Origin of the sequence: Pseudomonas sp. GZJR-8, assembly GCF_002916705.1 — a bacterium.
Lineage (GTDB): Bacteria > Pseudomonadota > Gammaproteobacteria > Pseudomonadales > Pseudomonadaceae > Aquipseudomonas > Aquipseudomonas synxantha_A.
The window spans coordinates 213620-226867 of the sequence record NZ_JXSI01000002.1 but is presented as its reverse complement, the minus strand read 5'-3'; the positions used below and the strand labels follow the sequence as shown (position 1 = coordinate 226867).

At 59.7% G+C, this 13248-nt stretch carries 11 protein-coding genes; 7 read left to right on the top strand and 4 right to left on the bottom strand.

The genetic code is table 11. The annotated features are described in order from the left end of the window. Window positions 1-76 precede the first annotated feature (76 nt). Entirely contained in the window at window positions 77-2206 is a 2130-nt protein-coding gene (recQ, locus tag TK42_RS04360; RefSeq protein WP_005790127.1) for a DNA helicase RecQ, read from the bottom strand. Window positions 2207-2481: 275 nt separating this feature from the next. Between recQ and TK42_RS04355 the strand changes: the two genes are divergently transcribed. From TK42_RS04355 to TK42_RS04345, 3 genes are all read left to right on the top strand, one after another. Beyond that, complete coding sequence (locus tag TK42_RS04355; protein ID WP_005790129.1) at window positions 2482-3069, top strand: YecA family protein; 588 nt, start codon at window positions 2482-2484, stop codon at window positions 3067-3069. 20 nt (window positions 3070-3089) lie between these two features. After that, window positions 3090-3473, top strand: a complete 384-nt coding sequence (locus TK42_RS04350; protein ID WP_103733678.1) for a YbaN family protein — start codon at window positions 3090-3092, stop codon at window positions 3471-3473. A gap of 118 nt (window positions 3474-3591) precedes the next feature. Next, on the top strand, window positions 3592-7062 hold the full coding sequence (locus tag TK42_RS04345; protein WP_103733677.1) for a PAS domain-containing hybrid sensor histidine kinase/response regulator: 3471 nt from the start codon (window positions 3592-3594) through the stop codon (window positions 7060-7062). A 61-nt stretch (window positions 7063-7123) separates the two neighbouring features. Here the strand turns inward: TK42_RS04345 and rmuC are convergent, their stop codons facing one another. Both rmuC and TK42_RS04335 read right to left on the bottom strand, forming a co-directional pair. Next, window positions 7124-8488, bottom strand: a complete 1365-nt coding sequence (gene rmuC / locus TK42_RS04340; RefSeq protein WP_177464428.1) for a DNA recombination protein RmuC — start codon at window positions 8486-8488, stop codon at window positions 7124-7126. 175 nt (window positions 8489-8663) lie between these two features. Then, window positions 8664-8987: a hypothetical protein gene (locus TK42_RS04335; protein ID WP_032880044.1), complete on the bottom strand. Its 324-nt coding sequence runs from the start codon at window positions 8985-8987 to the stop codon at window positions 8664-8666. Window positions 8988-9444: 457 nt separating this feature from the next. Between TK42_RS04335 and TK42_RS04330 the strand changes: the two genes are divergently transcribed. The 4 genes from TK42_RS04330 (at window position 9445) to TK42_RS04310 (ending at window position 12599) form a co-directional block, all read left to right on the top strand. Continuing rightward, window positions 9445-9750, top strand: a complete 306-nt coding sequence (locus TK42_RS04330; RefSeq protein ID WP_032880043.1) for a hypothetical protein — start codon at window positions 9445-9447, stop codon at window positions 9748-9750. 442 nt (window positions 9751-10192) lie between these two features. Then, window positions 10193-10417: a hypothetical protein gene (locus TK42_RS04320; RefSeq protein WP_005790139.1), complete on the top strand. Its 225-nt coding sequence runs from the start codon at window positions 10193-10195 to the stop codon at window positions 10415-10417. 275 nt (window positions 10418-10692) lie between these two features. Beyond that, complete coding sequence (locus tag TK42_RS04315) at window positions 10693-11175, top strand: hypothetical protein (RefSeq protein WP_078821982.1); 483 nt, start codon at window positions 10693-10695, stop codon at window positions 11173-11175. Between the two features lie 146 nt (window positions 11176-11321). Beyond that, window positions 11322-12599: an OmpP1/FadL family transporter gene (locus TK42_RS04310; RefSeq protein WP_005790143.1), complete on the top strand. Its 1278-nt coding sequence runs from the start codon at window positions 11322-11324 to the stop codon at window positions 12597-12599. Window positions 12600-12664: 65 nt separating this feature from the next. Here TK42_RS04310 and TK42_RS04305 read toward each other — a convergent pair whose 3' ends face one another. Next, window positions 12665-13216: a glutathione peroxidase gene (locus TK42_RS04305; protein WP_005790144.1), complete on the bottom strand. Its 552-nt coding sequence runs from the start codon at window positions 13214-13216 to the stop codon at window positions 12665-12667. Between the last annotated feature and the right edge of the window lie 32 nt (window positions 13217-13248).

Genomic DNA, 13248 nt, shown 5'->3' with positions numbered 1-13248 from the left:
AGTCAGCTAAGCATGAGCCATGCCAGTAGGCAAGGCCCGGTATGTACTGATTCGTTACATTGTCGTAATTGCCACACTAAATTTCGAATTCCGACTGCAAAGCGGCACGCACGCAGTACAAAACACCCTCGGGAACACGCCCGGTGAACAATGGAGCGATCTCCACCACAGGTGGCAATTCGCCTTCTCCGTCGAGGAAGGCATCCTGGATTTCGCCGAGTAAATCCTCAGGCAAATCAAGGGCCTGCTCCAGCGACAACTGTTGCTTGCCAATGGCTTCGGCGAGCAGGGTATACACATTTTTTTCCGAGCATTGCAGTTGGCCGGCGATCTGGATCGGAGTCATGCCCGCGCGGGCCAGGCTGATCAGTTCGTGGCGAATATCGGCGATTTCCTTCGGCGCTTCTGCCTGGCCGCCGAGCACTTCGAGGAAGGCCTGGCCGTAACGCTCCAGCTTGCGCGCACCCACGCCACTGACCCGAGCCATCTCGGCCATGGTGGTGGGTTGCTCGCGGAGCATTTCCAGCAAGGTGGAGTCGGGGAAGATAACGTAGGGCGGCACGCTGTGTTCCTGCGCCAATTTGCGCCGCAGGGTACGCAACGCCTCCCACTGCTCGCGCTCCTCGCCCCGCACCAACTGGCTGGCCTGGCTGGTGCTGCTGCTTTTGGCGCTGGCCTGCGGCTTGAGGTCGCGGCGCAGTTCCAGGCTGACTTCACCCTTGAGCAACGGCCGGCAACTGTCGTTCAGGCGCAGCCCGCCATAGCCTTCGATATCAATGTCGACGAGGCCACGGGCAACCATCTGGCGAAACAGCGAACGCCATTCGCCCTCGGCACGGGCCTTGCCGACGCCATAGACCGACAGTTTTTCGTGGCCGAAGCTACGAACTTTTTCATTGTCCTTGCCGAGCAACACATCCACCAGATGGCCCACGCCATAGCGCTGGCCAGTGCGATAGATCGTCGACAACGCCTGGCGCGCAGGCTCGGTAGCGTCCCAGGTTTGCACGCCGTCGATGCAGTTGTCGCAGTGACCGCAGGGTTGCGGCATGTCTTCGTCGAAATACGCCAGCAGCGTCTGACGGCGGCAGCGGGTTTCTTCGCACAACGAAAGCATGGCGTCGAGCTTGTGCTGCTCCAGACGCTTGTGACGCTCGTCACCTTCGGAGTTCTGCAGCATCTGCTTGAGCATCACCACGTCCTGCAGGCCGTAGACCATCCAGGCATCCGCCGGCAGGCCATCTCGGCCGGCACGACCGGTTTCCTGGTAATAGGCCTCAAGGGACTTGGGCAGGTCCATGTGCGCCACGAAACGCACGTTGGATTTGTCGATACCCATGCCGAAGGCGATGGTCGCCACCATGATCAGGCCTTCCTCGTTGAGGAAGCGTTTCTGGTGCGCAGAGCGCGTTTCATTGGGCAGGCCGGCGTGGTAAGGCAGTGCCGGGTAGCCTTGCTCGCACAGGAACGCAGCGACTTCATCGACCTTCTTGCGTGACAGGCAGTAGACAATACCCGCATCGCTGCGCCGCTCGGACAGGAACGCGAGCAACTGCTTGCGTGGCTGCTCCTTGGGTACGATGCGATAGAAGATATTCGGCCGGTCAAAGCTGGACAGGAAGCGCTCGGCATTCTGCAAATGCAGGCGCTCGACGATCTCTTCACGGGTACGTTTGTCGGCGGTGGCGGTCAGGGCGATGCGCGGCACGTCGGGGAACAGCTCCGCCAATTGACCAAGCTGCAGGTATTCGCGGCGGAAATCGTGGCCCCACTGCGATACACAGTGGGCTTCGTCGATGGCGAACAGGGCGATTTCAAGGCTCTGCAAAAAGGCCAACATGCGTGGCTGCACCAGACGCTCCGGCGCCAGGTACAACATCTTCACTTCACCGCGCTTGATTCGTGCGGCCAGGTCGCGCTGCTGCTCGGCGCTGAGAGTGGAGTTCAGGGAAGCGGCGGCGACGCCCAGCTCTTCGAGGGTGGCAACCTGATCGTCCATCAACGCGATCAGCGGCGACACCACCACCGCCAGGCCGTTGCGCAACAGCGCGGGTACCTGGAAGCACAGCGACTTGCCGCCACCGGTAGGCATCAGCACCAGGGCATCGCCGCCGCTGGCCACACGCTCAATGATCGCACCCTGGCGGCCACGAAAACTGTCGTAGCCGAAGATGTCCTTGAGGACGCGTTGAGCCTGCTCGAGCATGTAAAACTCCAAAATGGTGCCGAAATCCCTCTGTACAGGCTGGCCGAAAAAATACGCTTTCACGGAAAATAATCCGTAAGCGAAGTTTTCCCGGATTGGCGCTAAGCCTGCAGGGGCATCACAAAACGCGGCAGTATACCCGAGCGTCATCGGCCAAAGGGCGCGACTGACGAATAGACGCCCGCTCTAAAACCGGGCAAATATGCCGTGCGGCTGGCCTGGGCGCTCAAGAAAGCCTAGAATTCAGCATCGTTTATTCCCAAGGTAGCCCTTCAATGTCCTTCGCTGAGCAACTAACCCGCCTGCAAGCCTTCCTCGACGCCGATGAGCTGCATGACGAGGCGCTGGACTACGTGGCCGCCCACGGCTACCTGACCGCCCTGTCGATCTGCTCCGAAACCGTCCCGGACCGTGAATGGATCGACGCGCTGTTCGCTGAAGAGCCTCATTACAGCGACGCCGCCCAGCGCGAAGAAATCGAATCCACCCTGATCGCCCTCAAGGCCCACATTGCGCGCCAACTGGCCTCCGACGAAGAGTTCGAGCTGCCATGCGACCTCGACCTGGGCGACGACCCGGACGACTCCGACCTGCGCGGCTGGTGCATCGGTTTCATGGAAGGCGTGTTCCTGCGTGAAGCCGCCTGGTTCGAGACCGCCGAAGAAGAAGTCAGCGAAATGCTCCTGCCGATCATGGTTGGTTCGGGCCTGTTCGAAGAGGAAGCAGAGTTCTCCGACATCGCCGCCGATGCCAACCTGATGGACGACATGATCGTGCAGATCCCGGAAGCCCTGACCGCGCTGTACCTGCTGTGCAACGCGCCTGACGAAAAACCGGCGATCCTCAAGCCACGTCACCACTGAGTCGCTTGCCCGTGGCACCCATGGGCGACCGCTCACTGCTCCTGCGCTACGTACTGCTGGCCATCGGCTGGCTGAGCGTAGCGCTGGGAGTGATTGGCATTTTCCTACCGGTATTGCCGACCACGCCCTTTCTACTACTGGCCGCCGCCTGCTTCGCTCGAAGCTCCCCGCGGTTCTATCACTGGCTGGTGGAACACCCACGGCTGGGCCCATGGATTCGTGATTACCTGGATGGCAACGGCATTCCACTCAAGGGTAAGGTCTACGCCATCGGCCTGATGTGGCTGAGCATCGCGCTATCCTGTTACCTGGTGCCCTTGCCGTGGGCTCGCGGCTTCATGCTGACCAGCGCCGTGCTGGTGACGATCTACATCCTGCGCCAGAAAACCCTGCCCCCGCGCTGAACGCACCTGCGACATTAGATCCCACGCGACCTTGGTCGACACTGACTAACAACAGGCATCATGCGAGACTGTCCAACCGGGCCCGGAATGCCCGGGTGTTCTTATGCTCGGAGTTACCATGACGCTGTCCAGCGGGCTGATCGCCGCCGTTGCCCTGGCCTATATGGCCATTATGTTTGCCATCGCTTTTTACGGTGACCGCCGCCATGCGCCGCTGCCACCCCGGGTGCGTGCGTGGGTCTATAGCTTGTCGCTGGCGGTGTACTGCACCAGTTGGACGTTCTTCGGAGCGGTAGGCCAAGCCGCCGAGCAGTTGTGGGCATTTTTACCGATCTACCTGGGGCCGGTGCTGTTACTGGTGTTGGCGCCTTGGGTGCTGCAGAAGATGATCCTGATCAGCAAGCAGGAAAACATCACCTCCATCGCCGACTTTATCGCCGCTCGCTATGGCAAATCCCAATCCCTGGCGGTGGTGGTCGCGCTGATCTGTCTGGTCGGCGTGCTGCCCTATATCGCGCTGCAACTCAAAGGCATCGTGCTGGGCGTAAACCTGCTGATCGGCGCCGGCCCCGACACCACCGGTACCCGGGCTCAGGACACCGCCTTGATCGTGTCGCTGGTGCTGGCGCTGTTCACTATCGTGTTTGGTACGCGCAACCTCGATGCCACCGAACACCACCGGGGCATGGTGCTGGCGATTGCCTTTGAGTCTTTGGTCAAGCTGTTCGCATTTCTCGCGGTCGGCGCGTTTGTGACCTACGGCTTGTACGACGGTTTCGGCGATCTGTTCAGCCAGGCCATGCTCGCGCCGCGCCTGGAGGAATACTGGAAAGAAACGATCAACTGGCCATCAATGGTGGTGCAGACTGGCGTCGCCATGATGGCGATCATCTGCCTGCCCCGGCAATTCCATGTGACTGTCGTTGAGAACATTGACCCGCAGGACCTGCGCCTGGCCAAGTGGGTATTCCCGGCGTACTTGATCCTCGCCGCGTTGTTCGTGGTACCGATCGCCCTGGGCGGAAAAATGCTGTTGCCCGGTTCGGTGCTGCCCGACTCCTACGTGATCAGCCTGCCGATGGCCCAGGCCCACCCGGCCCTCGCCGTACTGGCGTTCATCGGCGGGGCTTCGGCAGCCACCGGCATGGTCATCGTGGCCAGCATCGCGTTGTCGACCATGGTCTCCAACGACATGCTGTTGCCGTGGTTGCTGCGCCGCTCCAGCGCCGAGCGGCCGTTCGAAGTGTTCCGCCACTGGATGCTCTCGGTACGCCGGGTGAGCATTGTGATCATTCTGCTGCTGGCGTATGTGAGCTACCGTCTGCTGGGCTCGACTGCCAGCCTGGCCACCATCGGCCAGATCGCTTTTGCCGCGGTGACCCAACTGGCCCCGGCGATGCTCGGTGCGCTCTACTGGAAGCAGGCCAACCGGCGCGGTGTATTTGCCGGCCTGGCCGCCGGTACATTCCTGTGGTTCTACACCTTGGTCCTACCGGTGACGGCGAAAAGCCTTGGCTGGTCGCTCAGCCTTTTCCCCGGCCTGACCTGGATGCACTCCCACCCATTCGGGCTGTCGGTGACGTCGCTGACCTTGGGTACAGTGTTCTCCCTGGCGGGTAACTTCACCCTCTTCGTCTGGGTATCGATGCTGTCGCGCACGCGAGTTTCCGAGCACTGGCAGGCAGGCCGGTTTATCGGCCAGGAAATCAACCAGCGCGCCAATGCTCGTTCCATGTTGTCGGTGCAGATCAGCGACCTGCTCAGCCTGGCTGCACGTTTCGTCGGCGAAGAACGTGCCCAGCAGAGCTTCATTCGCTTTGCCTATCGCCAGGGTAAAGGCTTCAACCCCAACCAGAATGCCGACAACGATTGGATCGCCCATACCGAGCGTTTGTTGGCCGGCGTACTCGGCGCCTCCTCGACGCGGGCAGTGGTGAAAGCCGCGATCGAAGGCCGGGAAATGCAGCTGGAGGACGTAGTACGCATCGCCGACGAAGCCTCCGAGGTGCTGCAATTCAACCGCGCCCTGCTGCAAGGCGCTATCGAGAACATTACCCAAGGCATCAGTGTGGTGGACCAGTCGCTCAAGCTGGTGGCCTGGAACCGGCGCTACCTGGAGCTGTTCAACTACCCGGAAGGTTTGATCAGCGTCGGCCGGCCGATTGCCGACATTATTCGCTACAACGCCGAGCGCGGCCTGTGCGGGCCGGGTGAAGCCGAAGTGCACGTGGCGCGACGCCTGCACTGGATGCGCCAGGGCCGCGCGCACACCTCCGAGCGCCTGTTTCCCAATGGCCGGGTGATCGAGTTGATCGGCAACCCGATGCCCGGTGGCGGTTTTGTCATGAGTTTCACCGACATCACCGCGTTCCGCGAAGCCGAACAGGCACTGACCGAGGCAAACGAGGGCCTGGAACAGCGAGTGACCGAGCGCACCCATGAGTTGTCGCAGCTCAACGTGGCGCTGACCGACGCCAAAGGCGTGGCCGAATCTGCCAGCCAATCGAAGACGCGATTCCTGGCGGCGGTGAGCCACGATCTGATGCAACCGCTGAACGCCGCACGTCTGTTCTCCGCCGCCCTCTCCCACCAGCACGACGGCCTGTCCGACGAGGCGCGGCAACTGGTGCAGCATCTGGACAGCTCGTTGCGCTCAGCCGAAGACCTGATCAGCGACTTGCTGGACATATCGCGCCTGGAAAACGGCAAGATCAATCCACAACGCCAGCCCTTTGTACTCAATGAGCTATTTGACACCCTGGGCGCAGAATTCAAGGCGCTGGCCCATGAGCAAGGCTTGCGCTTCCGTTGGCGCGGCAGCCGCCTGCGAGTGGACAGCGACATCAAGTTGCTGAGGCGGGTGTTGCAGAACTTTCTGACCAATGCCTTCCGTTATGCCGACGGGCCCGTACTGCTGGGCGTACGTCGACGTCAGGGCGAACTGTGCCTGGAAGTATGGGACCGAGGCCCGGGCATTCCGCCGGACAAGCAAAAAGTGATCTTCGAAGAATTCAAGCGCCTGGACAGCCACCAGACCCGCGCCGAGAAGGGCCTGGGCCTGGGCTTGGCGATTGCCGACGGCCTGTGCCGCGTGTTGGGCCATCGCCTGAGCGTGCGCTCGTGGCCGGGCAAGGGCAGCGTGTTTAGCGTGTGCGTGCCGCTGGCGCGCAACCAGGCCAGCCCGCAGCCAAAAGCCGCCGTGGAGAACGGCCTGCCCCTGAGCGGTGCGCGGGTGCTGTGCGTGGATAACGAGGAAAGCATCCTGATCGGTATGCGCAGCCTGCTGACACGCTGGGGCTGCGAAGTCTGGACCGCCACCGACCAGACCGAGTGCGCAGCGCTGCTGGCCGACGGTATGCGACCGCAACTGGCGCTGGTGGATTATCACCTGGACCACGGCGAAACCGGCACCGAACTGATGGGCTGGCTGCGAGCGCAATTGGCCGAGCCTATTCCCGGCGTTGTGATCAGTGCCGACGGGCGCCCGGAGATGGTGGCGCAGGTGCATGGGGCGGGGCTGGACTACCTGGCCAAGCCGGTGAAGCCGGCGGCGTTGAGGGCACTGTTGAGCAGGCACCTGCCCTTGTAAAAGGGTCGTGCGTGGTCAAAATGTGGGAGGGGCTTGCCCACTCCCACATTTGGCCCCAAGTCTATTCGGGGAGATGCGCCACGCCATCCGAATCTGTCATCGCTCGCTCCAGCAAATCCGCCGGAAGGCTCTTGCTGGCTCGGGCGCCGAGCAACCTTAACTGCTCGGTACGGCTGACCAGATTCCCACGCCCGTCCGTCAATTTGTTGCGCGCCGCACTGTAAGCCTTGTCCAACTGCTGCAGCCGGTTGCCCACTTCGTCCAGGTCCTGGATAAACAACACGAACTTGTCGTACAGCCAACCGGCACGCTCGGCGATTTCCCGGGCGTTCTGGCTCTGACGCTCCTGCTTCCACAGGCTATCGATCACCCGCAGGGTGGCGAGCAAGGTGGTGGGGCTGACAATCACGATATGGCGATCGAAGGCTTCCTGGAACAAATTCGGTTCAGCCTGCAAGGCCGCGGAAAAAGCCGCCTCGATCGGTACGAACAGCAGAACGAAATCCAGGCTGTGCAAACCTTCCAGGCGCTTGTAGTCCTTGCCGGCCAAGCCCTTGACGTGATTGCGCAAAGACAGCACATGCTGCTTCAACGCCGCCTGGCCAATCACTTCGTCATCCGCCGCCACGTACTGTTGATAGGCGGTCAAGCTGACCTTGGAGTCGACCACCACCTGCTTGTCACCCGGCAACATGATCAGCACGTCCGGCTGGAAGCGCTCGCCATCCGGGCCCTTGAGGCTGACCTGGGTCTGGTATTCGCGGCCTTTTTCCAGGCCTGCGTGTTCCAGCACCCGCTCAAGAATCAGTTCCCCCCAGTTGCCCTGGGTTTTCTGCCCCTTGAGGGCGCGGGTCAGGTTGGTGGCTTCGTCCGACAGGCGCAGGTTCAGTTGCTGCAGGCGCTCAAGCTCCTTGGCCAGGGAGAACCGCTCACGGGCTTCGTTTTGATAGCTTTCTTCAACGCGTTTCTCGAAGGACTGGATGCGCTCCTTGAGCGGGTCGAGCAACTGGCCCAGGCGTTCCTGGCTGGTTTCGGCGAAGCGCTGTTCACGCTCGTCGAAGATTTTACCGGCAAGCTCGGCGAACTGCGCACGCAGCTCGTCCCGTGAGCCTTGCAGGTCAGTGAGGCGCTGCTGATGGCTCTCCTGTTGCTCGCGCAATTCCGCGCTCAGGGCTGCGGCCAAGGCGTCGAGACGGCGCAGTTCGGTTTCCTTGGCGCTGCGATCGAGGTTCCAGGCATGGGCGGCATCGCGGGCGTTATCGCGGTCGATCTGCAACAGTTCGACTTCGCGACCCAGTGCCGCCAGGTCGGCTTGTTTGGCGGCGTTGGCCTGGCTCAGGTCGCTGATTTCATCGCGACTGGCATCCAGCTGGGCGGCGAGCCCCTCTTGGGCCAGTTGCGCGTTTGCCAGGCGTTCTTCCAGCAGTTCCCAACCGGTGTTGCGCGCGTTCAAGCGCCGCTGAATCTGCCAGCACAGCGCCAGTAACGGTACGGCTGCGCCAACGAGCCCCAAGGCAATACTGGTCCAGTCAAAAACCATAGCCATTTCTGCCATCACCAAAAAAGATCAAGGGTAACCAAGCACAGGGCCCGAAGACAGCTCAGTCTTCGACCTGGCGCAGTTCACTCTGGGCGCGACGATCGCCGGCGCGAGCGGCCGAGCGTAATAGATCATGACCAATGCGCCGGTCACGTGCGTTTCCGCACTCGCGGCACATCAGCTGGCCGAGACGACTCTGTGCGGCCACCACGCCTTCCCGGGCAGGCTGCTTGAGCAAACGCCCAGCGAAGTGCTTGACGTTGCGGCTCTGGCCCAGACGCGGGCTGTCGAGTAGCCACAGAGCGACCTTCAAGGAAAAACGCTTGGGTGCGGTAACAGTTTGAGTAGTGTCGGTAACAGAAGGTGATACTGAGCGAAACTTCATAAAGCACTGTGGGACAGAACGGAAGGCGCGCCACTCTACTCTTTTTTTCGTACAGGTAAAGCTGAAAAAAACCTGCACGCCCGTCCTAGAGCAAGCGCTTGGGACAATCCACAGAAGCTGTGGATAACTCAGTGGACAACCCTCCTTGAACTCGCGCAAAGGCCCATGGAACGGGGCCCCCGGTCAAACTGACGATTTTTTCACCAATAAAAAAAAGCCAGATTTTTCATTGACTTAAATTTTGATTACAGGCAAATGGGCGCCCTTCGCGGTGAGTGGCAGGAGGGTTACACATGCCGCAACCAATGTGCACAAGTAACTATTCAAGGGTTATATCGCCGGCGTTTTTTGATTCAACACGCGTTAAACATGTTACTGCCAGGACAAACCCGGGGGCTTTTCAAATCTGTCCCGGCTCGCCACACTGCGCCACCGTCAACGCAACTCTGTAGGGCCGATGAAAGGAATTCTGCTTTTCGCCATGCTGCTGTTGGCCATCTGCGCGACATCGTTGGGAATCAATGCAGCGCTACCCTCTCCGGACGGCGCGTTGTTCGCTATCGCGATTTTGCTCTCGGCCGCCTTTACCGCCGCGAGCCTGTGCATCGAACTGAGTGACGGCCGGATCAATGATCTTCACGAGGTCATGAAACTGATCGAGACCGGCCAGTCCTTGCGCCTGACGCTCGCCGCTTACGCACTGGGCTGCGCCCTGGCTGCGTCTGTGACCGTATTGGTCTATCGTGGACTGCTCGGCGGCTGATTAAAGTTTTTTGCCAACCCCCTTCCCTTCCCTGCTTCATTCCGTTACTATCCGCGGCGTTAGTACCAAGCTGAAAGTCAATTCTGGTCGAACAAGTCCCCTGAACCACACGGGATCCACCACCTCGATGGTTTCCAGGTATCGCTTGCGACGACACTGCCTTTGAACAAGCAAAGGGTGTCGCGAAGTTTACATACTCTGACCGAACCAACCTGCAAATTGATCAGGATCTTCACCCCGGGCCCAGAACCTTTGCCCCTGTTGTGTTGCCTGCCCTCCTAAGTACCTACCTGCCAGCCCAAGCGCGCCTAAATTATTAGCGCTTCAAACTGGCTGCTTTGTTCCAGTCAGGTTCTTCGTTTGATCAATGGTGATCAGCGTTACTGGAACGTTTTAACGTTGCACGGTTCTTATCCGTGTCATTTGTAGGAACACCAATAATATGAACGCTCAAATCCACACTCAGGATGCCATTCGCACCCTCACTAACGCTTTTGCCCCAATGAACTGCCTGATCATGGCCGCTCGCAAAGGCTGCTTCAGCTTCACCCTGGTCAATGAACACGGTATCGCTCGTCACAGCGAACGCCTGTACCCCGATCAATACTCCAGCGCAGAACCGCTGCAGGCCGTGATCGAGCGTACCCGTCAGGCACTGACTGCCTGATCGACCGAGTCGCTGAAAACAAAAACCCTGTCTGAAAAACAGGGTTTTTTATTGCCTGAAATTTGGCGCGGGCCGGTATTTACTAAGCACCGATAGATATAAACGTTATAACTGAATAGATAAGATGTTTTAAAAACAGTCCTTTACATCATGAATATGACACTACACTTCAACTCAAGCGGCATCGTCCGCTTGCGACGGGCCTGAGATCCGATTCACCGCTGCCAAGCCCTCCTTCTCAGGCTCGTCAACCCCATTTATGGACTGAGGCTTGTATGGGTATTGCCGCCAGCGAATTGTGTCGTTATGTGATCAGGCCGACCTTGACCTACCTCGGCTGCCATAACCCAACAGCAGAGTCCTTGTTACTGGGGATCGCCGCCAGCCAGTCAGAACTGGGGTCGGCCCTGCATGATCGGCGCGGCCATGGCCTCTATAGCATCACTGAACCCCGCCACCGTGCCCTCTGGGACGAATACCTGGCGCTGGACCCGGAACGCGCAAGCCTGGTGCGCGGGCTGGCCAGCCAACATGCGTTTCTGAGTGCGCCCCAGTTGGAGTTGACGGTAAACCTGCGATACGCCACGGCAATCGCCTGGCTGCTGGTAGAACAACATCGCCCAGCACTCCCCGCCCCAGGCGACGTATTGGCCATGGCGCGTATCTGGAAAGAAATATTCCACCCTCAAGGTCGGCTGCGGGATTTCACCCAAGCCTGGCAAACCTGTGTTCCAGCCATGAAACAGGTGATCTGCTGACCGGGTAAATTGCAAGATTCGGCAAAAAACAGTGAATCTGGTCGGATTGTCCTACAAAACCGCTCTATCTCCTGCATTACACCCTATAGCGCGATCGCAAATTTATTGTTACTTTCCGCTGCGGTGATCACCTCGGAGTTCTAATAATGAAAAAAGTAATGCTCAAGACCACACTTAGCCTCGCCGTTGCCATGGCATCCTCCCAACTATTCGCCAGCGGCTTTGCCCTGAACGAACAGAGCGTCAGCGGGATGGGTACTGGTTTTGCAGGTCGATCTTCTTCTGCCGATGATGCAAGCACTGTGTTCGGCAACCCTGCCGGTATGGCACGCCTGGAAGGTCAACAGATCACCGGCGGCGTTGCAGCCATTGATGCTTCTACTGATATCAGCGACGTCAGCGGCCGCTCCCGCGGCAGCAACAAAGGCGACATGGTGCCATTCACCGCCGTCCCTTTCGGTTTCTACACCAATAAACTCAACGATCAGTGGGCTGTCGGCTTCGGTGTCTATGCACCGTTCGGCCTGGTAACCGACTACGAAAGCGGCTTCCAGGGCCGTGGCTTTGGCAGCAAGAGTGAAGTGAAAGTCATCACCTTCCAGCCAACGGTCAGCTACGCCTTCAACGACCGTGTTTCCGTTGGTTTTGGCCCGACCATCAACCGCATCGCCGGCACCCTGGAATCAGACCTGACGCTGAACGCTCTCGCGCCAGACACCAACATCAAGATCAAGGGTGACGACACCGCGCTGGGCTTCAACATCGGCGTGCTGGTACAAGCCACCGATACCACCCGCGTCGGCCTGACCTATCACTCCAAGGTCAGCTACAAGCTGGACGGCCACACCGAAGTCACCGCACCAGCCGCGACCGCTGCCGCCCTGCGCAGCAATCGCTACGATGCGTCGCTGAAGATCGATACGCCTGAGTCCTACGACCTGTCGGTGACCCAAGACCTGACCGACGCCTGGAAACTCTATGCAGGTGCAACCTGGACACGCTGGAGCCGCTTGAAAGACATCACCGTCAAGAACGACGGCGTGTCCGGCGCAACAGGCGGCGCGCTCGCCCCTGCCTTGGTAGGCACTATCAAGGAAGACCAGAACTGGCACGATACCTGGGCCTATGCCGTGGGTACTTCGTATCAGCTCACCAAGCAAGTGGTGTTGCGTACCGGCCTGACTTTCGACCAGTCGCCTACCAACAACACGGATCGTTCGCCACGCATCCCGACCGGCGACCGCACGATCTTCAGCCTGGGCCTGGGCTACGAGGTCATGCCGAACATGACCATCGACCTGGCCTACTCCTACCTGAAGGAAGAAGACGTCAAGGTTTCGCGCTCCAACCAATTGGCCAGCTACAACGCCAAGTATGAAAACAGTGCCAACGGTTTCGGCCTGGGCATGACCTACAAGTTCTAAACCGCGACCGTATAAAAAAGCCCCGCTCTCCTGTGAAGGAGGCGGGGCTTTTCAGTGGCTGGTTATCAGGGTTTGGATGCTATCGCCTGCTCGACCGCCTTGATCAACTCCGGGCTGTCCGGCTTGGTCAGGCTGGAAAAGCTGGCGACAACATTGCCCTGGCGGTCAACCACGTACTTGTAGAAGTTCCACTTCGGCGCCGCGTCGGCCTGCTCGGCAAGGACCTTGAACAGATGCACCGCATCCGGCCCCTTGACCTTCTGCGGCTCGGTCATGGTGAAGGTCACGCCATAATTCACGTAGCAGACCTTGGCGGTCTCCTCCCCGGTCTTGGCTTCCTGCTTGAAGTCATCGGACGGCACGCCAATCACTTCCAGGCCTTCGCCCTTATAGCGTTGATATAAGCCTTCCAGGCCCTTGAACTGCGGGGCAAAGCCGCAGAAGCTCGCCGTATTGACGATCACCAAGGGTTTGCCAGCGAATTGCTGGCACAGGTCAATGGATTCCTTGGCCCGCAGTTTGGGCAATTGGCCCGTAAGCAGCGACGGGCAGCTGGCGGCCATGGCCACGCTGCCAACAGCCATGAGGACGGGTACAGCGAGCCAGCGCATCAACATGATCAAAGTCCTTGAGTCAGTTCAGGCATTGA